Source organism: Gilliamella sp. wkB72 (genome assembly GCF_001693745.1).
Classification (GTDB): Bacteria; Pseudomonadota; Gammaproteobacteria; order Enterobacterales; family Orbaceae; genus Gilliamella; species Gilliamella apicola_E.
The window spans coordinates 163,945-189,986 of the sequence record NZ_LZEI01000002.1 but is presented as its reverse complement, the minus strand read 5'-3'; the positions used below and the strand labels follow the sequence as shown (position 1 = coordinate 189,986).

19 protein-coding genes are annotated in these 26,042 nt (G+C 36.9%); 18 read left to right on the top strand and 1 reads right to left on the bottom strand.

Annotation, left to right across the window (positions count from 1 at the left end):
* Positions 1 to 10 precede the first annotated feature (10 nt).
* The 10 genes from parC to A9G07_RS01215 all read left to right on the top strand — a co-directional run bounded on the left by parC (position 11) and on the right by A9G07_RS01215 (position 15,878).
* Positions 11 to 2,239: a DNA topoisomerase IV subunit A gene (gene parC, locus A9G07_RS01260; RefSeq protein WP_065733710.1), complete on the top strand. Its 2,229-nt coding sequence runs from the start codon at positions 11 to 13 to the stop codon at positions 2,237 to 2,239.
* Position 2,240: 1 nt separating this feature from the next.
* The gene (gene djlA / locus A9G07_RS01255) at positions 2,241 to 3,080 is read left to right on the top strand and encodes a co-chaperone DjlA (RefSeq protein ID WP_065562800.1); all 840 of its coding nucleotides are present in this window, start codon (positions 2,241 to 2,243) and stop codon (positions 3,078 to 3,080) included.
* Between the two features lie 14 nt (positions 3,081 to 3,094).
* Complete coding sequence (locus tag A9G07_RS01250; protein WP_065733732.1) at positions 3,095 to 4,540, top strand: TrkH family potassium uptake protein; 1,446 nt, start codon at positions 3,095 to 3,097, stop codon at positions 4,538 to 4,540.
* A 143-nt stretch (positions 4,541 to 4,683) separates the two neighbouring features.
* A complete protein-coding gene (locus A9G07_RS01245) occupies positions 4,684 to 6,258 on the top strand; it encodes a TerC family protein (protein WP_065562799.1) in 1,575 nt (524 codons plus the stop codon).
* 276 nt (positions 6,259 to 6,534) lie between these two features.
* Positions 6,535 to 7,845, top strand: coding sequence for an NCS2 family permease (locus tag A9G07_RS01240; protein ID WP_065562798.1), 1,311 nt, complete (start codon positions 6,535 to 6,537; stop codon positions 7,843 to 7,845).
* A gap of 443 nt (positions 7,846 to 8,288) precedes the next feature.
* A complete protein-coding gene (gene xylE / locus A9G07_RS01235; RefSeq protein WP_065562797.1) occupies positions 8,289 to 9,731 on the top strand; it encodes a D-xylose transporter XylE in 1,443 nt (480 codons plus the stop codon).
* A gap of 39 nt (positions 9,732 to 9,770) precedes the next feature.
* Positions 9,771 to 11,090: a xylose isomerase gene (gene xylA / locus A9G07_RS01230; RefSeq protein WP_065733709.1), complete on the top strand. Its 1,320-nt coding sequence runs from the start codon at positions 9,771 to 9,773 to the stop codon at positions 11,088 to 11,090.
* A 70-nt stretch (positions 11,091 to 11,160) separates the two neighbouring features.
* Entirely contained in the window at positions 11,161 to 12,618 is a 1,458-nt protein-coding gene (xylB, locus tag A9G07_RS01225) for a xylulokinase (protein WP_065733708.1), read from the top strand.
* Positions 12,619 to 12,977: 359 nt separating this feature from the next.
* Positions 12,978 to 14,624 carry a family 43 glycosylhydrolase gene (locus A9G07_RS01220; RefSeq protein ID WP_065733707.1) on the top strand — a complete coding sequence of 549 codons (1,647 nt, stop codon included), beginning with the start codon at positions 12,978 to 12,980 and terminating at the stop codon, positions 14,622 to 14,624.
* An 18-nt stretch (positions 14,625 to 14,642) separates the two neighbouring features.
* Positions 14,643 to 15,878 (top strand): MFS transporter, encoded by a 1,236-nt coding sequence (locus A9G07_RS01215; protein ID WP_218059969.1) that lies wholly within the window; start codon positions 14,643 to 14,645, stop codon positions 15,876 to 15,878.
* 69 nt (positions 15,879 to 15,947) lie between these two features.
* Here A9G07_RS01215 and A9G07_RS01210 read toward each other — a convergent pair whose 3' ends face one another.
* Positions 15,948 to 17,135 carry a XylR family transcriptional regulator gene (locus A9G07_RS01210; RefSeq protein ID WP_141677440.1) on the bottom strand — a complete coding sequence of 396 codons (1,188 nt, stop codon included), beginning with the start codon at positions 17,133 to 17,135 and terminating at the stop codon, positions 15,948 to 15,950.
* A gap of 428 nt (positions 17,136 to 17,563) precedes the next feature.
* On the opposite strand from A9G07_RS01210, the gene rpsL reads away from it, so the two are divergent.
* From rpsL to pyrH, 8 genes are all read left to right on the top strand, one after another.
* On the top strand, positions 17,564 to 17,938 hold the full coding sequence (gene rpsL / locus A9G07_RS01205; protein ID WP_034883792.1) for a 30S ribosomal protein S12: 375 nt from the start codon (positions 17,564 to 17,566) through the stop codon (positions 17,936 to 17,938).
* Positions 17,939 to 18,038: 100 nt separating this feature from the next.
* Positions 18,039 to 18,509 (top strand): 30S ribosomal protein S7, encoded by a 471-nt coding sequence (gene rpsG / locus A9G07_RS01200; RefSeq protein WP_034883788.1) that lies wholly within the window; start codon positions 18,039 to 18,041, stop codon positions 18,507 to 18,509.
* A gap of 109 nt (positions 18,510 to 18,618) precedes the next feature.
* On the top strand, positions 18,619 to 20,724 hold the full coding sequence (gene fusA, locus A9G07_RS01195; protein WP_065562791.1) for an elongation factor G: 2,106 nt from the start codon (positions 18,619 to 18,621) through the stop codon (positions 20,722 to 20,724).
* 68 nt (positions 20,725 to 20,792) lie between these two features.
* Positions 20,793 to 21,977 (top strand): elongation factor Tu, encoded by a 1,185-nt coding sequence (gene tuf / locus A9G07_RS01190; RefSeq protein WP_065733704.1) that lies wholly within the window; start codon positions 20,793 to 20,795, stop codon positions 21,975 to 21,977.
* A gap of 337 nt (positions 21,978 to 22,314) precedes the next feature.
* A complete protein-coding gene (locus tag A9G07_RS01185) occupies positions 22,315 to 22,650 on the top strand; it encodes a zinc ribbon domain-containing protein YjdM (protein WP_065733703.1) in 336 nt (111 codons plus the stop codon).
* A gap of 834 nt (positions 22,651 to 23,484) precedes the next feature.
* Positions 23,485 to 24,222 (top strand): 30S ribosomal protein S2, encoded by a 738-nt coding sequence (rpsB, locus tag A9G07_RS01180; RefSeq protein WP_034882419.1) that lies wholly within the window; start codon positions 23,485 to 23,487, stop codon positions 24,220 to 24,222.
* An 84-nt stretch (positions 24,223 to 24,306) separates the two neighbouring features.
* Positions 24,307 to 25,167, top strand: a complete 861-nt coding sequence (tsf, locus tag A9G07_RS01175; RefSeq protein WP_065733702.1) for a translation elongation factor Ts — start codon at positions 24,307 to 24,309, stop codon at positions 25,165 to 25,167.
* A 118-nt stretch (positions 25,168 to 25,285) separates the two neighbouring features.
* Positions 25,286 to 26,020: a UMP kinase gene (pyrH, locus tag A9G07_RS01170; protein ID WP_065733701.1), complete on the top strand. Its 735-nt coding sequence runs from the start codon at positions 25,286 to 25,288 to the stop codon at positions 26,018 to 26,020.
* Positions 26,021 to 26,042 lie beyond the last annotated feature (22 nt).

Sequence of the window (26,042 nt, the reverse complement as noted above, 5' to 3'; positions counted from 1 at the left end):
AGGAACAATAATGAGTGAGATAACTCATGACGGAGTAGAAGTTCAGTCGCTACGTACTTTTACAGAGAGCGCATATTTAAACTACTCAATGTATGTCATTATGGATCGTGCACTACCGTTTATTGGTGACGGTTTAAAACCTGTGCAACGCCGTATTGTTTATGCCATGTCAGAATTAGGGCTTAATGCTCAGGCTAAATTTAAAAAATCAGCTCGTACTGTAGGTGACGTATTAGGTAAATACCATCCTCATGGTGATAGTGCCTGTTATGAAGCAATGGTGTTAATGGCACAACCATTCTCTTACCGTTACCCATTAGTAGATGGTCAAGGAAACTGGGGAGCTCCAGATGATCCTAAATCATTTGCGGCTATGCGTTATACCGAATCTCGTCTATCAAAATATGCAGAATTATTATTAGGCGAATTAGGGCAAGGCACTGTTGACTATACGCCAAACTTCGATGGTACCTTACAAGAACCTAAAATGTTGCCAGCTAGATTACCCAATATTTTATTGAATGGTACAACCGGCATTGCTGTTGGTATGGCAACTGATATTCCACCACATAATATTCGTGAAGTAGCAAATGCTGCTATTATGTTAGCAGATAACCCAAAAGCAACACTTAGTGAAGTGATGGCTCACATACAAGGCCCTGACTTTCCAACAGAAGCCGAGATTATTACTGCGCCAGAAGATATTGCTAAAATTTATCAAACTGGACGAGGATCAATCCGCATGCGTGCAGTTTGGAAAAAAGAAGAGGGTGATATTGTTATTACTGATCTTCCTCATCAAGTTTCAGGTGCTAAAATCTTAGAGCAAATTGCTTCGCAAATGCGGGCGAAAAAATTACCATTAATTGAAGATTTACGCGATGAGTCAGACCATGAAAATCCAACCCGTTTAGTAATTGTCCCAAGATCTAATAGAGTGGATTTAGAGCAAGTTATGAATCATCTATTTGCTACCACGGATCTTGAAAAAAGCTATCGCGTCAATATGAATATGATTGGACTTGATAATCGTCCATCAGTTAAAGGATTAGTTGAAATATTAACTGAATGGTTAGAATATCGACGTTTGACGGTAACACGTCGATTAAATTATCGTTTAGATAAAATCCTAAAAAGATTACATATTTTAGATGGCTTATTAATTGCGTTTCTAAATATTGATGAAGTTATTGAAATAATTCGTCATGAAGATGAACCAAAAGAAGAATTAATTAAGCGATTTGCCTTAAGTGAAATACAAGCAGAAGCTATTTTAGAGTTAAAACTTCGTCATTTAGCTAAATTGGAAGAGATGCGTATTAAAGGCGAACAAGCTGATCTTGCTAAAGAACGGGATCAACTACAAGCTCTACTTGCTTCACCAAGAAAACTCAGTAATTTAATCAAAAAAGAATTGCAAGAAGACGCTGAAAAGTATGGCGATGAACGCCGTTCGCCAATAGTTGAGCGAAGTGAAGCTAAAGCGATCACTGAACAAGAATTAACACCTTCTGAACCCGTCACAATTATATTATCTGAAATGGGATGGGTAAGAGCGGCTAAAGGTCATGACATTGACCCCGTCGGATTAAGTTATAAAGCAGGCGATAGCTTTAAAGCTGCTGCAAAAGGTAAAAGTAACCAGCCAGTTGTCTTTATCGATTCAACTGGGCGAAGTTATGCTATTGAGCCAAATACTTTACCATCAGCTCGAGGACAAGGCGAGCCAATTACCGGTAAATTAGCATTACCAGCAGGTGCAACTATTGAACATGTTTTAATGTCAAACGATGAAGAACAAAAATTCTTACTTGCTTCTAGTGCCGGATACGGTTTTATTTGTCAATTTAGTGATTTAATTGCGCGTAATCGTAACGGTAAAGCAGTAATTAATTTATCTAATAATTCAAATGTGCTTGCACCGATTGAGATAGTATCAGAGGAAAGCTTGCTTTTATCAATTAGTCAAGCGGGTAGAATGCTTATCTTCCCGGTGAAAGATTTACCAGAGTTATCTAAAGGTAAAGGAAATAAAATTATCTCATTATCTGCCAGCGATGATAGCCTAGCTTATATGATGCTGATAACGCCTGAAACCTCACTGACGTTGTATGTTGGTAAACGCAAACTTACGCTTTCTTCTACTGATTTACAAAAATTTAGAGCAGAGCGTGCTCGTAAAGGAACATCACTACCGCGTGGATTACAAAAAATCGATCGAATTGAGGTAAACGAATAATATGTCTTTTATCTGGTCCATTATTTTCGGGTTAATACTGAGCTCAGTTTTCAAATCCGGATGGGGATTTATACTTGGTCTATTAATAGGTCCAATGTTGTATCAAGCATTTGGCAATAGATTAAATGAAAAAAGGACACAATCAAACCCAACTTTGTACTTAATTGTTGCTTTTGAAGTATTGGGGCATCTGAGTAAAGCTAAAGGTGTTGTTACCCAAGATGATATTAATCTTGCTCGGCAATTTATGGATCGGCTACAACTTGATGCAGCCGGTCGCCAATTAGCCCAAGAGTCATTTAATCGTGGTAAAGCAAGTGATTACCCACTTCGATCGCGTTTACGAGAACTCTACTTTCAATATCGTTTTAGAAGAAATGTTTTAAATATATTTTGTGAACAATTAATTCAAGCGGCTTTAGTTGATGGTAATTTAGATGAAAAAGAGTCACAAATTTTGTTTATTGTTGCTGAAGAATTCCATATTCCTCGCCAACAAATGGTTATATATATTCAGATGATGATGGGAAGCTTTCATTTCCGTCAAGAATATTATAATAATCAACAAAATAGTCAATATCAACAAAGCAATAATTATGGCAATTATCAAAACAGTTCTCACCAATCAGATTTGCAAAATGCTTATAGAATTTTAGGGATAGATTCATCTGCTGATATTCCTGAAATCAAAAAAGCTTATCGCAGGTTAATGAATGAACATCATCCAGATAAATTAGCATCAAAAGGCTTACCAAAAGAGATGTTAGAGGCAACCAAAAAGCGAGCACAAGAAATTCAAGCTGCTTACGATCTTATAAAAGCATCTCGTGGATTCAAATAGAGATTATTACTATGATGCATTGGCGCTCAATTATAAGAATTATCGGTTTATTAATATCATTATTGTCGATATTTATGTTAATACCGGCACTAGTCGCATTAATATACCGTGATGGTGCTGGCGCAATTTTTGTCCGTTCTTTCTTCGCTGCATTAATTTTAGGAGTATTGTTGTGGTTCCCTAATCGAAATCAGCGTCATGAGTTGAGTACTCGGGAAGGTTTTTTCATTGTTGTATTATTCTGGGTAGTTTTAGGTACTATTGGTGCATTTCCATTTCTTTTTGATAATCATATCAATCTTAATTTAACCACTGCTTTTTTTGAGTCTTTTTCTGGGTTAACAACAACAGGCGCTACAACTATTGTTAATTTAGATCATTTACCTAAGGCCCTTTTATTTTATCGTCAATTGCTACAATGGCTTGGGGGAATGGGAATTATCGTACTTGCAGTTGCTATTTTACCATTATTAGGTGTTGGTGGAATGCAGCTCTATCGAGCTGAAATCCCAGGTCCTCAAAAAGATAGTAAAATGCGTCCCCGCATTGCTGAAACGGCAAAAACATTGTGGTCTATTTATATTTTACTTACCACGTTATGCGCAATAAGTTTGTGGTTTGCTGGAATGAATATCTTCGATGCTATTTCGCATAGTTTTTCGACGATATCGATGGGAGGATTCTCAACTCATGACAGCAATTTAGCTTATTTTAATAGTCCAGCAATTAACTATATTGTTACTATTTTCCTAATTTTATCTGGTTGTAATTTTGCACTCCATTTTGCCGCATTAAATGGTATTTCACTTAAAGTTTATTGGCGCGATCAAGAGTTCAGAACGTTTATCTTTATCCTTCTTATTTTAATTGTTATTTGTGCCTTTGTTATCTATTTTTATCAACCACAACGAAATCTTGGTATTGATAAAATTGTGTTACAAGTCGTATCGGTTTCTGCAACAGTCGGTTTTACCGTCGATGATATTAATACTTGGCCATCCTCATTACCAATCTTTTTATTATGTGCTTCATTTATTGGGGGCTGTGCTGGTTCTACTGGAGGAGGGTTAAAAGTTGTTCGCGTTCTACTATTATTTATGCAAGGTTCACGTGAATTAAAACGTCTTATACACCCGAATGCAATATATACCTTAAAATTGAATAATCGAGTTGTACCGGAACGAATTATTGAGGCAGTATGGGGATTCTTTTCTGCCTATGCATTAGTTTTTTTAATTAGTCTATTTATCATTATGGCGTCTGGAATTGATGCAACTGACTCATTTTATATTGTTGCCTCATCATTGAACAATTTGGGGGTTGGTCTTGGCAGTGTGAGTGATAATTTTGCGCATGTAAGTGATATGGTTAAATGGGTAATGGTTGTGGACATGTTATTTGGACGACTTGAAATATTTACCTTATTGGTTTTATTTACACCAACCTTCTGGCGAAGCTAATTTTCACTTAACAATTTAGTGTTAAACCTGGATTTTTTAGAAAAATGGCTAAAAATATAAATATTTTATTGATTATTTAGTCAATTGCAGACAGAATTACTAAGCAGCATGTGCTGTGTTCATTAGAGGTAATCACCTGACATATGGAATGGATCATGGATCCTACAATTTGGATTGGTTTATCCACTCTAGTTGTACTTGAAATCGTCCTTGGCATTGATAACATTGTTTTTATTGCCATTCTTGCCGAGAAACTTCCGCCACAAGAACGAGATAAAGCACGCATTACTGGTCTTGCTTTTGCATTAATTACACGAATATTGTTATTAATGTTTACTGGTTGGTTAGTTACACTCACTACCCCTCTATTTTCTATATCCGGAATCAGTTTCAATGCTAGGCAATTGATAATGTTGCTTGGTGGTATATTTTTGCTTTTCAAAGCCACAATGGAACTCAATGAACGCTTAGAAGGCGCTTCACATGAAGATGGTAAACCCAAAAAGACTTCACATTTTTGGACTGTTGTCGCTCAAATCGTTGTACTTGATGCCGTATTTTCACTCGACTCAGTAATTACTGCAGTGGGTATGGTCGAACATATTCCAGTAATGATTATTGCTGTTTGTATTGCTATTTGTATCATGATGGTAGCAAGTAAACCATTGGCCTATTTTGTTAACTCCCATCCAACGATTGTTATTTTATGTTTAAGTTTTTTACTTATGATTGGTTTTAGTTTGGTTGCCGAAGGTTTTGGGTTTATTATTCCAAAAGGCTACCTATATGCCGCTATTGGTTTCTCAATTATGATTGAGTTTTTTAATCAATTAGCTATATTCAATCGCCGAAAAGCATTAAACAAAAAACCATTACGTGAACGCACCGCTGAAGCGATTTTACATTTACTCAAAGGCGATGCAGAAGAAGATCCCGAAACTCACAATATTGATGTTGTTTCTGATAATAATAAGAAAACATCAGTATTTAATCATCAAGAATTAAACATGGTCGAGCGAGTGTTAGGATTGGCTCAACGTTCAGTTAGTAGCATCATGACCTCTCGATTAAATGTTGATATGGTCAATATAAATGATGATCGTGAGGTGATATTAAAAGAGATATTTGATAATCCTCATTCACGTTTAGTCGTAACGGATAATGCTTCAATTGATGAACCATTAGGCATTATTCAAGTTAATGATCTATTGAAAGATGTTTTACAAGATAAACAGCATATTGATATTAACTCTTTAATAAAGCAGCCATTAATTTTCCCTGAAACGGTATCTTTACTTGTCGCACTGGAACAATTCAAAAAAGCGAAAACCCATTTTGCGTTTGTGGTTGATGAATTTGGTTCAATGCAAGGAGTTGTGTCTGTTACTGACATTATTGAAACCATTGCTGGTGATTTCCCAACTGAAGAAGAGGAAATTGATGCCAAACACGATATTCAATGTATTGATGATAACAGTTGGATTGCTAATGGTTACATCCCTGTAGAAGAATTAGTAAGGTATGTTCCTATACCAATAGATGATAAGCGAGAATACCATACTCTTGCTGGATTGTTGATGGAAAAAGCCCAACATTTACTTAATGTCGGTGAAACAATACAAATTGGCGATTATTTATTTGAAGTTGCCGAAATTGAAAGTCACCGTATTTTAAAAGTGAAAATCACTAAGAATAAATTAGATATATTAAAGAACTAGGTTAGTGATATTCTACCCATTGTTTAGCTCATCTCAGATGAGCTAAACAACTATTTTAGAGGTAAGTTATAAAAATTATCTATCAATTACTAAACGATATTCTTAATATGAATAACGCTTGACCAAAATAAATTACAGGCAATAATAGCGCTGTGTTTTTTCGTTTTTTGAGATATGAAGTGATAACTTTGTATCTTTTTTATTTTTACTGCAAAATAAATTAGGTAAAAATAAAGGTTATATCGATTACTATCAAACTAAATTGGGCTTTAACTTATGAATTCACTATTCGAAAAAATTTTTCAACTGAAAGAGAAGAAAACCACAATCAGTACAGAGGTTATAGCAGGCTGTACAACTTTTCTAACCATGGTTTATATTATCTTTGTTAACCCTTCTATCTTATCTGTAACTGGCATGGACAAATCAGCAGTTTTTGTTCTAACGTGCGTCGTAACAGCTTTTGCTACTATTTTAATGGGGCTGTTTGCCAATCTACCGATTGCTTTAGCTCCAGCTATGGGACTCAATGTTTTCTTTGCCTATGGAATATGCGGTGCTATGGGCTATTCTTGGCAAGTGGGTATGGGGGCAATATTTTGGGGCTCATTAATCTTTTTTGCATTATCATTATTTAAAGTTCGCCATTGGTTAATTGAACATATTCCGCAATGTTTGCGAGCAGGAATAAGTGCTGGTATTGGACTATTTATTGCTTTTATGGGATTTCAAAATATGGGAATTGTGGTCGCATCACCAGAAACATTACTAACCTTAGGCAATATCTTATCACTTAAAGTATTATTAGGTTCACTAGGATTTTTTATTATAATAATTCTAGCAACTCGTAATTTCCATGCGGCTGTACTAGTTTCAATTCTTGTTGTTACCTTACTTGCACTTTGGCTTGATCCTAATATTAGTTATCAAGGAATTGCATCAGTTCCACCAAGTGTTAGCAGTGTTGTTGGTCATGTCGATCTAGCTGGTTCACTTAATGTGGGTATTATGGGTGTTATTTTTTCAGTTATGATTGTAAGCCTATTTGATTCTTCCGGTACAATTTTAGCTTTAACCGACAAAGCAGGAATTTCTGACGAAAAAGGGCGTTTCCCTAAAATGCGTCAAGCTTTATTAATCGATAGTTTTAGTTCTTCACTTGGTGGTTTATTTGGAACTTCATCAGTACTAACTTATATTGAAAGTTCTGCTGGTATTTCAGTTGGTGGGCGTACAGGTTTAACTGCAGTTGTAGTTGGATTATTATTTTTATTAATGACCTTTTTATCGCCTTTAGCCCATTTAGTTCCACCTTATGCGACATCTGGTGCTTTAATATTTGTTGGAATCTTAATGGTTTCAAGTTTAATGAAAGTTAATTGGTCTGATTTAACTGATGCAACACCAGCATTTATTACCGCATTAATGATGCCTTTCGCTTTTGCTATTACCGAAGGTGTAGCACTTGGTTTTATCTCTTACGTTGTGTTAAAAACATTAACTGGTAAATTTAAAGAATTAAATCTTTGCGTCATTATTTTTGCCCTTCTATTTGCATTAAAATTTATCTTTATCGATCATCATTAATTTTGATCATCAAATTTCTATCGCTGAAAAGCGATAGAAATAATCCAAGAAATTGAGTTAAAATTCACCACTAATCAAGCAACAAATAACTTTCTAATTTTGTTGATCATCTCTCAATTGCCATCATCTAATAAAGTAAAATAAGCCTTACTGCTTATCTTATAATAACTATCAGCAATAAAATCGATCACCTGAGAATTCACTTTCAGTGATAAGGCCAAAAACTTATTTTCATTAAAAATCAATTGATTAAAAAAATATTTTAAATAATAAAATTTATACAAGTAGTTTATTAAATGGAGTTTGATCTACTTCACAAAAATAAAAAAACATAAAATGCTTACGAAATTTAATAATTGTTGTTAGCTAAATAATTCATGCATATTGAATGAGAAGTTTAGATTATTTTTATCTAAACCTAACTTGATAAGCAGGAATGAAATATGAGTACGCATTACAATTCATTATACGTTTTCAGAATCACTCTAGTTGCAACTTTAGGTGGTTTATTATTTGGTTATGATACAGCAGTTATTTCAGGAACAGTCGGGTCTATTTCAAAAGTCTTTGTTGAACCTCAACATCTAAGTGAAACTGCAGCCAACTCTTTACTAGGCTTTTGTGTGGCAAGTGCTTTAATTGGTTGTATCATCGGCGGTTTAATGGGAGGATATTTAAGTAACCGTTTTGGTCGTCGCAATTCATTATTAATTGCCGCATTTTTATTTTTTATCGCAGCAATTGGATCTGCTTGGCCTGAATTAGGATTTCGTTCTGTAGAATCTCAAGAAATTCCTTACTATTTAGCAGGATATGTTCCTGAATTTGTTTTTTATCGCATCGTTGGTGGTATCGGCGTTGGTTTAGCTTCTATGTTATCTCCGATGTACATTGCCGAAGTGGCCCCAGCTGAAATTAGAGGTAAACTCGTCTCCTTTAACCAATTTGCTATTATTTTTGGACAGCTTCTAGTCTATTGTGTCAATTATGCTATAGCAAGTTCAGGTGATCAAGATTGGTTAAATATTGTCGGTTGGCGATATATGTTCTTATCACTAGCTATTCCAGCCTTACTTTTCTTTGGCTTATTATTTACCGTCCCGGAAAGCCCTCGCTGGTTAACAGCACAAAATAAAATAAGTAAAGCTCAAAATATACTATCCCGTATATTGGGAAGTCAAAGAACTGAAGAAGCTCTTAATAGCATAATTAGTTCATTATCTTCTAATTCGACTAAAAAGAGTAGTCCACTTTTAAAATATGGAATTGGTGTTATTGTTATCGGAATTTTATTATCAGCATTCCAACAATTAATGGGCATTAATGTTGTACTTTACTATGCACCAGAAGTATTTAAAAACTTAGGAGCAAGCACCGATTCAGCATTATTACAAACCATTATTGTTGGTGTTATTAACCTTTCGTTTACCACTATTGCAATATTCACTGTTGATAAATTAGGGCGAAAACCATTACAGATCATCGGTGCTATAGGCATGGCGATTGGCATGATCACATTAGGAACAACTTTCTTTCTACAATTACCAGCAATTATTGCGCTTACTTCTATGCTGTTTTACATCGCTTCTTTTGCTATCTCATGGGGGCCTGTATGTTGGGTATTACTATCTGAAATATTCCCTAACTCCATTCGAAGTAAAGCACTTTCTATCGCTGTTGCAGCACAATGGATTACAAATTACTTAGTATCCTGGACCTTTCCTATTATGGATAAAAACACCTACCTTGTCTCACATTTTAACAATGGATTTGCCTATTGGTTATATGGAGTTATCAGTGTAGTGGCTGCAATTTTCATATGGAAATGGTTACCTGAAACGAAAGGAAAATCTTTAGAAGAACTTGAACAGTTCTGGAACAAATAATTACAACATTAATTTCATAACCAAATTTAGGAGAATATTATGAAACAATATTATGACAAAATAGAACGCATCAACTACGAAGGCACTCAAACTGACAACCCTTTTGCATTCAGGCACTATAATCCTAGCCAAATCATTTTGGGTAAAACCATGGCGGAACATCTACGCTTATCGATCTGTTATTGGCACACTTTTTGTTGGGCAGGAACAGATATGTTTGGGTCAAGCTCATTTCAATATCCTTGGCAAACAGGCTCAGATCCTTTAGCTAATGCAAAAGCGAAAGCTGATGTTGCCTTTGAGTTTTTCTATAAAATGAACGTGCCTTTTTATGCTTTTCATGATGTCGATGTAGCACCGGAAGGCAATTCAATCAAAGAATACATCAATAATTTAGCAGTAATGAGCGATATTTTGTTGGAAAAACAACAACAAACAGGCGTTAAATTACTTTGGGGCACAGCCAACTGCTTTACCAATCCTAAATATGCTGCAGGTGCCGCCACGAATCCAGATCCGCAAGTATTTGCCTGTGCTGCCACACAAGTTGTCCATGCAATGAATGCAACACATAAATTAGGTGGGCAAAATTATGTCCTTTGGGGCGGACGTGAAGGATACGAAACACTGTTAAATACTGATCTCAAAAAAGAGCGTGAGCAGCTTGGCAAGTTTATGCAATTGGTGGTTGAAAACAAATATAAAATCGGTTTTAAAGGCGCTTTACTTATTGAACCAAAACCGCAAGAGCCAACCAAACATCAATATGATTATGATGTCGCAAATATTTATGGCTTTTTAAAACAATTTGGCTTAGAAAAAGAAATTAAAGTTAATATCGAAGCTAACCATGCAACACTAGCCGGCCACTCATTCCAACATGAAGTTGCCTCAGCTATCGCACTTGATATCTTTGGCTCACTTGATGCAAACCGAGGCGATCCGCAACTAGGTTGGGATACCGATCAATTTCCAAATAGTGTAGAAGAAAATAGCCTTGTCATGTACGAAATTCTCAAAAGTGGTGGTTTTAAAACCGGTGGACTTAACTTTGATGCCAAAATTCGCCGTCAAAGTGTTGATAAATATGATGTATTTTACGGGCATATTGGCGCAATCGATACCATGGCATTATCATTGAAGTGCGCAGCCAAACTAATTGAAGATAACGTTCTTGAGCAAAAAGTTACACAACGATATGCCGCTTGGGACGAAGAATTAGGTCAACAAATCCTTCACGGCAAAATGACGCTGCAAGATATTGCCCAGTATAGTTTAGCCAATAATCTGCAACCAAAACCTTGCAGTGGTGAGCAAGAGAAGTTAGAAAATCGGGTTAATCAGTTAATTTTTGGCTAAGTTAATTGTTCGAAGCAAACTAATCAGGGTATAGTTTACCCTGATAGTAAGCTGTGAAATGGAGAAGAGTATGTATATTGGTATTGATTTAGGCACTTCGGGTGTCAAAGTGATTTTAATGAATGAAAAACAACATATTATCACAACATTAACCAAACCACTCACCGTGTCCCGCCCACATCCATTATGGTCAGAGCAAAATCCGGAGCAATGGTGGCAAGCAACCGATACAGCAATGCGTGAGCTTAGTGAGCAACATAATTTACAATCGGTAAAAGCCATAGGTTTAAGCGGCCAAATGCATGGTGCGGTATTACTCAATCAACAATCACAAGTATTAAGACCAGCAATACTTTGGAATGACGGGCGCTGTGATGTTCAATGCCACCAACTAGAACAACAGGTACCCACTTCCCGTCAAATTACTGGCAATCTAATGATGGCTGGTTTTACCGCTCCTAAAATTAAATGGGTACAACAGCATGAACCGGAAATCTTTGCTCAGATTGATAAAGTATTGCTCCCCAAAGATTATTTGCGTTTTAAAATAACCAATCAATTTGCTTCAGATATGTCCGATTCAGCCGGGACAATGTGGCTTGATGTAAGAAAGCGTGATTGGAATGATGAACTACTAAAAGCTTGCGGCTTAACACGACACCATATGCCAACGCTATTTGAAGGCAATCAGATCACCGGTTATGTGACCGATGAAATCGCTAAACGTTGGGGCATTAATCAGATTGCGGTGATTGCTGGCGGCGGTGATAATGCAGCCGGTGCGGTTGGGGTAGGTTTACATCAATCGGGACAAGCGATGCTCTCACTGGGTACCTCCGGCGTCTATTTTGCCGTGACCGATCAGTTTATTAGCAACCCCGAGCAAGCCATTCACAGTTTTTGCCATGCCTTACCAAACCGCTGGCACCTAATGTCGGTAATGTTGAGCTGTGCTTCTTGCCTCGATTGGGCGTGTCAGTTATTGGACATTGAAGATGTCCCAACCTTACTAACTCTAATTGAGGCGCAACCGATCGATGACAAACCTTCGGTCTATTTTTTACCTTATTTATCCGGCGAAAGAACACCTCACAATAATCCCGAAGCTAAAGGTGTATTTTTTGGCTTAACTTATCAACACAACAAAGTCGATCTGGCAAAAGCGGTATTACTGGGCGTTAGCTATGCCCTTGCCGACGGCATCGATGCTGTTCATCAAACTGGCGTCACACCCGATAAAATTTTGGTAATTGGTGGCGGAGCCCGCAGCCGTTATTGGCGACAATTGCTGAGTGATGTTTCTGGTTATTGCATTGAATATTGTGAAGGTAGCGAAGTGGGTCCAGCATTAGGGGCAGCAAAACTCGCACAAATCGCTTGTCATCCCAATACGGCGATAAGCGAACTACTTGCGCCATTGCCAATTGTTCAAACGCATCAGCCCGATAGCAATCTCTACCAATATTATCAGCAACAGCGCACTATTTTTAGAGATATTTATCAGCAACTTAAACCATTGATGTCATAATTATGACTTGCAGAATACCCTGTTAGGGTGTTCTGCACCTGTTATCCTGCCTTTTTTAGCTTCTTAAAGATATTGAACAATTTATCACTATTTATCTTTACCAAACTAAAAATAACGCTTATTAACCAATATATTACTTGCTAATTTAACCCTATCTTTTTCTAATTATGTTAATTGAATAGGTAAATTTTATTACTCAGAGTGTGACACATATCTCATTAATAAGATTTCATAAATTTGAAACCAAATTTGATAATAACATTATCGGCATAGATAAATTATATTGGGCAAAACAACCTTAAAACTTATTTTTTTGATAAGTATTTTTATCAATAATCTAACATTAAGAGAAAATAAAAATGCCTAAAATAAAAAATCCGGTGATACCGGGCATGTCTCCTGACCCGTCAATCATTCGTGTTAACGATACTTACTATATTGCCACATCCACTTTTCATTGGAATCCAATCATTCAAATTTTTCAATCAAAAGACCTAGCTAATTGGCAACTAATTGATTATGTATTTAAAAATGGTGAAGTCAATTTATCCGGAACAAATACCCCCGCCGGTGTATGGGCGCCACATTTATCTTATGATTCGATAAATAAAAAATTTTGGCTAATATACTCGCATATGATAAACATGGCCGGGCGAGAGTTTAATGCTGACACTTATGCAATTTGCGCTGAGAATATTAAAGGGCCTTGGTCAGCGCCAATTTATCTTACCTCTATCGGTTTCGATCCGGCGCTGTTTCATGATGATGACGGTAAACATTATTTAACTATTTTAGAGTGGGAAACCCGACAAGGTTATCAAGCTCCGGGACATATTGTCATTGCTGAAGTCGATCTTGCTGAAGGAAAACTCGCCAGTCCGTGGCATCGTCTAACGCAAGGTTTTACAACTCGAGGTTGCGCTGAAGCGCCGCAGATTTATAAAAGGCTTGATAACTATTATTTGATAATAGCCGCCGGTGGTACTGGTTATGCGCACGGTATTGAAATCGGTCGAGCTAAAGATATTTATGGTCCTTATCAGCCCCACCCGTCCGGAGAGCCTATTGTCACTTCCTCACCTAATCATCTATTTTCATTGGGCGATCCCGATGCCGGCCATTTTGAAATGTACAATCCTAATTCACTAATGCAAAAAGCTGGACACGGCTCACTTGTTGAGAGCCAAAACAGCGATTGGTATATTGCCCATCTGATGTCTAGACCAATAAAAGACACACTACTCAATCCACTTGGTCGAGAAACCTCAATCCAAAAAATGCATTGGACTGAGGATGGTTGGCTTATCATGGCAGACGGCTCTAATTTAGCCAAAATGGAATTTGATTCTGCCTTACCACTTGAGGACGAAATAAGCCATGACGTGATTGAAGAGTTCGACCATGGCTATCAATTGTCCTTTATGACGCCTTATCAACATCAATCCCCTCAATGGGTAAACACCCATGAACGCCACAGTCATTTGAGAATTTATGGACAAAACTCGCTATTTTCTCAAGTAAAGCCGTCGATTATGGCAACTCGGGCTACTTCGTTTGATTATTACATTCAAACTAAAGTTGAATTCCACCCGGAACACTACTCACAAACCGCTGGTGTTGGTCTTTATTATGACTCAAATAATTGGCTCTATTTACATTTAACCTATAGTGAACAACTGAAGACCCCGATTTTAACCACACTACAAGCAAAACTGGGTACCAGAATCGAATATGTCAATCACCGTATTGCCATCCCAAACGGAGTTGTGGAACTAAAATTATCCTACCAACACGGCAAGGTTGTACTACTTTACCGACTCGATGAAGCATGGATGCCAATTATGCAAACGATTGATGTCCTTTACTTATCGGATGAAGGCGTCAATGGCGAACCGGGGGAAATAGGTGGATTTACCGGCTTATTTAATTTTATTGCAGCTGTCGATAGCTACCAACATCAATCTTATGCCGATTTTGATTATTACTACGTGATCAACAATGGTTAATATTTTAGGTAAAGTATTATGAAAACAACAATTCCATTAACTCGACTTATTCCCGGACTAATTATAGGCCCGGCATCGTGGTTAGGTCCCTATATTGCCGCATCAAGTCTCTTTTTACCGGCGCTAATTCAACAAATTGATGAAGTAAATAAGATCCACTTATTAGCGCTATTTTCTGCGTGTGGTATGGTGGTTGCAGCAATATCGAATATGCTTGCAGGTTATTTATCAGATCGAACACGTTCAAAATTCGGTAATCGCTCACCTTGGATTGTAGTGGGCGCTATCGCCTTTATGTTATCCATGATATTAGCCTCAACAGCTAACAGTATCCCTTTTTTGTTGTGTTGCTGGTTGCTCGGTCAAGTTGCTTTAAACTTCATTGTTGCCCCTATGGTAGCTTGGATAGACTTTGCCGCTGAAGATAGAAAAGGCTCGGCCTCTAGCGCTTATGGTGGTTTAGGTATGGCATTAGGTAACAACGGTTTTACGATACTTGCTGCGATGTTTTTAGGCAGCTTTCGATTTGGCTTTATCGTTTTTGGTATCATTACATTCATTGGCGTATTCCTAGCGGTATTGATTGTAAAAGAGCCGTCAAACCTTAACCAAACGAAGGAAAACAAATTACTCAAAAGCGATAAAACATTTAAAAACGCATTGGCTATATTTCCCAAATGGTCGATCGGTCGAGACTACTATTTGGCGTTAATTGGTAAGCTTTTTCAAGGCATCAGTAACTTTACTATTACTGGTTACCTACTTTTTATTTTGACCGATTTTATGCAGAGCAATTCTTCCGATACACAAAATGCTATCCAACTCATTAATTTAATTATGTTAATTTTCGGCATTTTAATGGGATTTATTGCCGGTCCGATCTGCGATAAATTAAAAGTGCTTAAACTACCAGTTGGTTTATCTACGCTCTTTTTAGGCATTGGTGCATTGGGTTTATCGCTATGTCCAAATCAAACAGGCGTATTAATTTATGCATTTTTTGCGGGAATCGGTATGGGAATATGGAATTCACTCGACAATTTACTAAATTTGCAAGTCATACCTGATCGGCAGCAAGTAGCCTTTTTTTTAGGGATCTATAATCTTGGTAATACAATTACCCAAGCGCTCGCACCAATTATTGCCGCTTGTGTGATAACGTTATTTGGCTTTTCCGCTATTTTTATAGTCTCTTTTGTGTTTGCTATTGTTGGCGGTACTGCCATATTTTTAATTCGTTCAGTTGACAAATAAACCCATCAAAAAGGAAAAAGCAACAGCAATATTTGAGCTTTTTCCTTATTATTACGGTTACTATTGATATTAAAGCGTCGCCGAATTTAGTGTGGTAAATTGGCACCTAAAATCTTTAGGGGTCATGCCATAACGCTTCTTAAACAGGAAATAGAAATACTGAACTGACGGATAACCACATTGCTGAGAAATGGTTTGAATGGGTAATGATGACTCAAGCAGAAGATATTTAGCCTGATTAAATTTTTCTTCATGAATTACCGCATGAATGGTTTTACCTAATGATGATTTAAATCGAATTTCCAAATTAGAGCGTGATATCTGCATCTGAGAGATCACTTGCTCAACCTTAATTCCTTTACAGGCGTGATCACGAATATAGTGAATGGCTTGGATGACATAGGGATCGTGAATAGAGCGATAATCTGTTGAACGTCTAGCAATAACTTTTTTAGGTGCTATAAGTAAAGGACATACCGGCACATTACCTTTAATAAAGTGTTTTTGGAGTAAGTTTGCCGCATTAAATCCCATCTCTTCAGTGCCTTGCTTAACGGTTGATAACGATACCATTGACAAATCATTGATGACTTCCTCATTATCAATACCAATTAGGCATAACTCTTCCGGTATTTTTATGCCTGCTCTATCACATGCTTGTAAAATATGGTGTGCCCTAGCATCATTAACCGCAATAATGCCAGTATTCATTGGCAAAGATAGCAACCATTTAGAAAGTTTATCTAAGCCTTCTTGCCAATTATCAAGCGAGGTAGACAAACCTTGATAAATAAACCCTTCATATCCTTTCTGCGCCAAGATTTGCTTAAAAATTTCTTCTCGCACACCTGCCCATCGGCAATATCGGTTTGAAGGTAAACCATAAAAAGCAAATTGACTAATTCCCTTAGCACACAAATGATTAAATGCACTTTCAATAATGGAAAAATTATCAGCAGCAACATAAGGCACATTTGGATAGCTCGACTTACCATGATACGAGCTACCCACACCAATAATTGGTATTTGAACATGTTTAAGCAAATCGGCAATATCAGGATCATCAAAATTAGCAATAATTCCATCGCAGTCAAAACGAAAAGAGTTGGTCGTGTCATAACGCAGCGTTTCAGAGATATAAATATTCCAGTGAATATTATGTGACTTCAAAAAATCACCAATACCTTTTAAAATTTGACGATCGTAAATATTATTAGCATTAAATAGTAATACAACTTTGTAAGGTTCATTGTTTATATTCATCATTGTTACACACGACATTTATTCAATACTCAGTATCATATTACCGTTTTTTTAGGCAAAAATTTAGCTTAAATTTATACAGTTTGTCTTTTACTATCTTAATGGCCATATACCTATTCTCACACTGCCATTAAATATTTACGCCACATTAAATAGTTATTGTGATAAGAAATAATGCATAAAATCTCACCAACAACTTACGAATGAAAAAGATAAACTTTGTTTAACTATCTGATGCTTAACAATCTAAAATAGTTTAATTAAATAACATAATAAACTTGTGGTAATACTTGACATTATGCCTGTTGAGGTCTAGAATCTTGCGACCCAAAACTTATATACATAGGCTTTGGGCTACAGTTATTAATTACGTATCTAAAAAGCAATTTTTAAATTTATTTTAATTAATCAGGAGCTTATTAATGGCAACAATTAATCAGCTGGTACGCAAACCAAGAGCGCTAAAGGAAGCGAAAAGTAACGTTCCTGCCCTTGAAGCATGCCCGCAAAAACGTGGTGTTTGTACACGTGTTTACACCACTACACCTAAAAAACCAAACTCAGCATTACGTAAAGTATGCCGTGTACGTTTAACCAACGGTTTTGAAGTGACTTCTTATATCGGTGGTGAAGGTCATAACTTGCAAGAACATAGCGTGATTTTAATCCGCGGTGGTCGTGTTAAAGATTTACCTGGTGTTCGTTATCACACTGTTCGTGGTGCATTAGACTGCGCAGGTGTTAAGGATCGCAAACAAAGCCGTTCTAAATACGGTGTAAAACGACCTAAAGCTTAATGGAACTCCGTTAAGTAAGGCCAAACTATAATAATTCCATTTAACTCATTTGAGTTTTGGGTAAACCTGAAAATTTATAACATATAAACGGAGTATTCCAATGCCACGTCGTCATGTTGTCGGTCAAAGAAAAATTTTACCTGATCCGAAATTCGGTTCAGATTTGCTGGCGAAATTTGTAAATATTTTAATGATAGATGGTAAAAAATCTATCGCAGAATCAATCGTATATTCAGCTCTTGATAAATTAGCTGAGCGTAGTGGAAAAGACCACTTAGCAGCTTTTGAAGTTGCATTAGATAACGTAAGACCAACTGTAGAAGTTAAGTCTCGTCGCGTTGGTGGTTCTACATACCAAGTTCCTGTTGAAGTGCGTCCAGTTCGTCGTAATGCACTTGCAATGCGTTGGATTGTAGATGCTGCACGTAAACGTGGCGATAAATCAATGGCGTTACGCCTAGCGAATGAACTTATGGATGCTTTTGAAAACAAAGGCACTGCTGTGAAAAAACGCGAAGATGTTCATCGTATGGCTGAAGCTAATAGAGCGTTTGCACACTATCGTTGGTAATCTTTCCACTGATATTAAGTGGCTTGAAATTAGACTGGCAGCACATATCTACTGTCAGTCAACCTAAATGATATTTTATTAAGCAAACGATTCTAAATAGAGGATTAATATGGCTCGTACAACCCCTATAGCACGCTACCGTAATATCGGTATCAGTGCACATATTGACGCAGGTAAAACAACAACTACCGAACGTATTTTGTTTTATACTGGTGTAAGTCACAAAATTGGTGAGGTTCATGATGGCGCAGCTACCATGGACTGGATGGAACAAGAACAAGAACGTGGTATTACTATCACTTCAGCAGCGACAACTGCATTCTGGTCAGGTATGGGACAACAATTTGAACCACACCGTATCAATATCATCGACACCCCGGGACACGTTGACTTCACAATCGAAGTTGAACGTTCTATGCGTGTTCTTGATGGTGCAGTAATGGTTTACTGTGCGGTTGGTGGTGTTCAACCTCAATCAGAAACAGTATGGCGCCAAGCTAACAAATATAAAGTTCCTCGTATCGCATTTGTAAACAAAATGGACCGTATGGGTGCTAACTTCTTACGTGTAGTTGAACAAATCAAAACACGTTTAGCGGCAGTGCCTGTTCCATTAGTATTACCAATCGGTGCTGAAGAAGGCTTTACTGGTGTTGTTGATTTACTTAAACGTAAAGCAATTAACTGGAATGATGCAGACCAAGGTACAACCTTTACTTATGAAGATGTGCCAGCTGACATGGTTGAGCAAGTTGAAGAATGGCGTGCAAACTTAATCGAAGCTGCAGCAGAAGCTAACGAAGAGTTAATGGAAAAATACCTAGGTGGTGATGAGTTAACTGAAGAAGAAGTTAAAAAAGCACTACGTGAACGCGTACTTGCTAACGAAATCATCTTGGTAACATGTGGTAGTGCATTTAAAAATAAAGGCGTTCAGTTCATGCTTGACGCAGTTATTGAGTATCTACCTGCTCCAACTGATGTCCCTGCGATTAAAGGTGAATTACAAAATGGTGAACCAGCAGAACGTCATTCAAGTGATGATGAACCATTTGCTGCACTTGCATTTAAAATTGCAACTGACCCATTTGTTGGTAACTTAACCTTCTTCCGCGTTTACTCTGGTGTAGTTAACTCTGGTGACTCAGTTCTTAACTCAGTTAAAGATCGTAAAGAACGCTTTGGTCGTATCGTACAGATGCATGCGAACAAACGTGAAGAAATCAAAGAAGTTCGTGCGGGTGACATTGCAGCAGCAATCGGTCTTAAAGATGTCACAACTGGTGATACGCTTTGTGCTGAAAATTCACCAATTATTCTTGAAAGAATGGAATTCCCTGAGCCGGTTATCTCGGTTGCAGTAGAACCTAAAACTAAAGCTGACCAAGAAAAAATGGGTATTGCTTTAGGTCGTTTGGCAAAAGAAGATCCATCATTCCGTGTATGGACTGATGAAGAATCAAACCAAACTATCATTGCTGGTATGGGTGAATTACATCTTGAAATCATCGTAGACCGTATGAAACGTGAATTTAACGTTGAAGCGAATGTCGGTAAACCACAAGTTGCTTACCGTGAAACAATTCGTACAACAGTTAAAGATATCGAAGGTAAACATGCAAAACAATCTGGTGGTCGTGGTCAATACGGTCATGTTGTTATCGACTTGTATCCATTAGAAGCGGGTGGTGCTGGTTACGAATTTGTTAACGAAATCAAAGGTGGGGTAATTCCTGGTGAATTTATTCCAGCTGTTGATAAAGGTATCCAAGAGCAATTGAAATCAGGTCCTTTAGCTGGCTATCCGGTAGTGGATCTTGGTGTGCGTTTACATTTTGGTTCTTACCATGATGTCGACTCATCCGAAATTGCCTTTAAACTTGCCGCATCAATGGCATTTAAAGAAGGCTTCATGAAAGCTAAACCTGTGCTTTTAGAACCAATTATGAAAGTAGAAGTTGAAACCCCTGAAGATTATATGGGTGACGTTATCGGTGACTTAAACCGTCGTCGTGGTATGATCGAAGGTATGGAAGATACTGCAACTGGTAAAACAGTTAAAGCACAAGTTCCACTTTCTGAAATGTTTGGTTATGCGACAGACCTTCGTTCACAAACACAAGGTCGTGCTTCTTACTCTATGGAGTTCTTGAAGTATAACGAAGCACCTTCAAACATCGTAACAGCAATTATTGAAGCTCGTAAAGCGAAATAATTATTTATATAAATAAAGTAACACTTCCCTACAAAATTAGGGAAGTGATTTAATAAAGGAACATTAAGATGTCTAAAGAAAAATTTGAACGTACAAAACCCCACGTTAACGTTGGTACAATCGGCCACGTTGACCATGGTAAAACAACTTTAACAGCAGCTATTACTTCTGTACTTTCTAAAAAATACGGCGGTCAAGCTCGCGCATTCGATCAAATCGATAATGCACCAGAAGAAAAAGCACGTGGTATCACCATCAATACTTCACACGTTGAATACGATACACCAACTCGTCACTACGCACACGTAGACTGCCCAGGCCATGCTGACTATGTTAAAAACATGATCACTGGTGCGGCACAAATGGACGGTGCTATTTTAGTAGTAGCAGCAACTGATGGTCCTATGCCACAAACTCGTGAACACATCCTTTTAGGTCGTCAAGTAGGTGTTCCTTACATCATCGTATTCTTAAATAAATGCGATATGGTTGATGATGAAGAATTATTAGAATTAGTTGAAATGGAAGTACGTGAACTTCTATCTCAATACGATTTCCCAGGTGATGACACTCCAGTAATTCGTGGTTCAGCGTTAAAAGCGTTAGAAGGTGATGCAGCATGGGAAGAAAAAATTGTTGAATTAGCTGAAGCTTTAGATAGCTATATTCCGGAACCAGAGCGTGATATCGATAAACCATTCCTACTTCCAATTGAAGACGTGTTCTCAATTTCAGGACGTGGTACAGTGGTAACAGGTCGTGTAGAACGTGGTGTGATCAAAGTTGGTGAAGAAGTTGAAATCGTTGGTATCAAACCAACCACAAAAACAACTTGTACTGGCGTTGAAATGTTCCGTAAATTACTAGACGAAGGTCGTGCTGGTGAGAACGTAGGTGTATTACTACGTGGTACAAAACGTGAAGAAATCGAACGTGGTCAAGTATTAGCAAAACCAGGTTCAATCACACCACATACAGATTTTGAATCAGAAGTATATATCCTAAGCAAAGATGAAGGTGGTCGTCATACTCCATTCTTCAAAGGCTACCGTCCACAGTTCTACTTCCGTACAACTGACGTAACTGGTACTATTGAATTACCAGAAGGCGTAGAAATGGTAATGCCAGGTGATAACATCAAAATGACAGTATCATTAATTCACCCAATCGCAATGGCAGACGGCTTACGTTTCGCTATCCGTGAAGGTGGTCGTACTGTTGGTGCTGGTGTTGTTGCTAAAGTTATTAAATAATTTAAGCTTAATCAGCTCAAGAAAAGAAGGTGCACTATGTGCACCTTTTTTTATTGTTCTCAATGTTAATTAAATAAGTTATAGTCGTTGACCACTTTTTTATCCAAACTGCATTTTATTTATTTTTGTCATATTATCGGCATAGATATGGATAAAAATACACTAAAAAAAGCCAAACAAAATGTTATAAAAAATGACCTCAATTATATTGCAGTGTGCAATTGAAAAAAATAATAAATTTGGCATAACCACCTCTTAAAAAGAGAATACAATGACTAAACAGCCTTTTTTTGCTATAGTAATCACTATTTTATTTAACGTGGAATAATGAAAAGCTATGGAATCGATACCTAATTGCCCTGTTTGCCAATCAGAACATACTTACCATGATGGCACATTTTATGTTTGCCCTGAATGTGCACATGAATGGGATCCAAATCAAGAAACCTCAACCAATGATGAATTACAAGTTAAAGATAGTAATGGCAATACACTTGTTGATGGTGATGATATTATTTTAATAAAAGATCTAAAATTAAAAGGTTCATCAACTGTTCTCAAAAAAGGAGCTAAAGCTAAAGGCATTCGTCTTGTAGACGGCGATCACGAAATCGATTGTAAGGTTGATGGAATGAAAGTAATGCTGAAAGCTTGTTTTGTTAAAAAAGCGTAATTGTATTAATCAATATTCAACTTTTTATATAAACTAATGAAAAAACATCTTTAGTTAAACCTTTGTTAAAACCATTTAATAACAAAAAATTATTTAATGGTTTTACAATATAAATCAATTCACACACAAATAAAAACATCTACGTTCGTTTAATACTTTTTGAGTATCTTTTAGTAGACAAAATACCTTATATATAATTTACACAATAATGTTGAGTTTTATCTTGATCGAAAATTTTAGCTTGTTTATTACTTATAGCTTTTAACGAAATAGATAATTAATATTTTTCAATCACTTTGGGGAATAGAAAAGTTTTACGATGGGAAGCTGTATAAACATTTACCATATGTAAAGCATTAAAATGCTGCGTAGCAACATTTGAATTGTCCATACTTCACACCTATTTTACATTAGGTGATAAATCATTTTTTGAAGTTTATTTATTATTTCCTCTACAGGTTCAAACGATATATCTAATTCATCAATAAGAACAACAATTGCCTTATTGATAATCTTTAAAACCACTCTGCACGGTTATTGATTTTATAAAGTTTTTATTCTTCACTAATATTATTTTTTTCTAAAAAATATGCATTATTCTTTTTACGTAAGAAAAAACTAGCAATTCTCAGTTAAATATGGTATAAAACGCGCGCTACTTTTCACATTCATTTTTCAAAAATATTTGTGAAATAAAGCACAAATTTAAAACTTAATTAACGTTATAACACACACATATCATTACTCTTTTCCGGGGTGCCTTTTACTTTGTGTATAAAGGTCGGATAAAGCGGATATGTGGAGGCATAACCCCAACGTCAAAATGAGGAAATCATGACTACAGTATCAATGCGCGATATGTTACAAGCAGGTGTACACTTTGGACACCAAACTCGTTATTGGAATCCAAAAATGAAACCATTTATTTTTGGTGCACGCAACAAAGTACACATCATCAATCTTGAAAAAACAGTACCTATGTTCAATGAAGCATTAGCTGAATTAAACAAGATTGCTGCGCGTAAAGGTAAAATTTTATTTGTTGGTACAAAACGTGCTGCAAGTGAAGCAATTAAACAAGCAGCTGAAAGCTGTGGACAATATTACGTTAATCACCGCTGGTTAGGTGGTATGTTGACTAACTGGAAAACAGTACGTCAATCAATCAAACGTCTTAAAGATTTAGAAACACAAGCTAATGATGGTACATTTGATAAATTAACCAAAAAAGAAGCACTTATGCGTGCTCGTGAAATGGCTAAATTAGAAAATAGCTTGGGTGGAATTAAAAATATGGGTGGCTTACCCGATGTGATTTTTGTAATTGGTGCAGACCATGAACATATCGCAATCAAAGAAGCTAACAATTTAGGTATTCCAGTCATTGCTGTTGTTGATACTAATTCAGATCCAGATGGTATTGATTACATCGTTCCTGGTAATGATGATGCGATCCGTGCAATACAATTATATGCAAATGCGGTTGCTGAAGCAGTTCGTTCTGGTCGTGAACAAAATCAATCTCCAGTATCTGAAGAAAGCTTTGTTGAAGAAGCTCCAGCAGCAGAGTAATAAACTCAAATATTTTCAGGGTCGATAATATCATCGACCCATTCTAATGAAAATCATCAAAATGGTTAAATAGAGGATTTAAAAATGGCTGAAGTTACCGCTTCTATGGTAAAAGAACTGCGTGAAAGAACAGGCGCAGGCATGATGGAATGTAAAAAAGCATTAGTTGAAGCTAATGGCGATATCGATCTTGCTATCGATAATATGCGTAAATCAGGTCAAGCAAAAGCAGCTAAAAAAGCTGGACGTGTTGCAGCTGAAGGTGTAATTATTTCTAAAATTTCTGCTGATAAAAAATCAGGTGTTATTCTAGAAATCAACTGTGAAACCGACTTTGTTGCTAAAGATGCAGGTTTTATCGAATTTAGTGAGAAAGTAGCAGCTGCAGCATTAAATGATCACATTACTGATCTTGCTGCATTACAAGCAAAATTTGAAGAAGAGCGAACTGCTTTAGTTGCTAAAATTGGTGAAAATATCGGCATTCGTCGTGTTCAAGAGATCACTGGTGATGTTGTTGGTAGTTACCAACACGGCGCTCGTATCGGTGTATTAGTTGCGGCAAACAGTGGCTGTGATGAAGAATTAGTGAAACATATTGCAATGCACATCGCTGCAAGCAAACCAGAATATGTTGATCCAAGTGATGTTCCGGCTGATGTTGTTGAACATGAACGTAATATTCAAATCGATATTGCAATGCAGTCAGGCAAACCACGTGAAATCGCAGAAAAAATGGTTGAAGGCCGTATGCGTAAATTCACTGGTGAAGTATCACTTACTGGTCAACCATTTGTTATGGACCCAAGCAAAACTGTTGGTGATTTACTTGCAGAGAAAAAAGCGACAATTGCTACATTTATCCGCTTTGAAGTGGGTGAAGGCATCGAAAAAGTCGAAGTTGATTTTGCAGCTGAAGTTGCTGCGATGTCGAAACAATCTTAATTGTTTTATCTAAACCGCCGTAAGGCGGTTTTGTTTATCTACAAAATATTTTAAAATAGTTACCCGCTAGTTATTCTAGCTTGTCTGGTAATTAAATAACGAAATAGTGAGACTTCATATGGTAACCCCTTTCTATAAACGTATTCTTCTTAAACTCAGTGGCGAAGCACTACAAGGCGATGAAGGTTTTGGTATTGATCCAACCGTTCTTGACCGCATGGCACAAGAAATCAAAGAACTTATCGAAATGAATGTTCAAGTTGCTGTTGTTATTGGGGGTGGTAATCTATTTCGTGGTGCAGGCCTTGCTAAAGCAGGTATGAATCGTGTTGTTGGTGATCATATGGGAATGCTAGCAACAGTGATGAATGGCCTTGCCATGCGTGATGCTTTGCACCGAATTGAAGTTAATGCACGTTTAATGTCAGCAATTCCATTAAATGGTGTATGTGATGACTACCGTTGGACTGAAGCAATAAGCTTACTTCGTCATGGTAAAGTTGTTATTCTTTCTGCCGGAACAGGTAACCCATTTTTTACAACTGATTCTGCAGCTTGTTTACGTGGTATCGAGATAGAAGCAGATGTTGTTTTAAAAGCAACCAAAGTTGATGGTGTTTATTCTGCCGATCCAGTAAAAAATCCCAATGCTACACTATATAAAACACTTAACTATGAAAAAGTGTTGGATGATGAATTAAAAGTCATGGATTTAGCCGCATTTACATTAGCACGAGATCATAATCTACCAATTTGTGTTTTTAATATGAATAAACCTGGTGCATTACGTCGTGTCATTTTAGGCGAGCAAGAGGGAACATTAATCAATAATCAGACTACAGTGAGCTGTTAGTCTTAATTATTTAAAAAGGTTT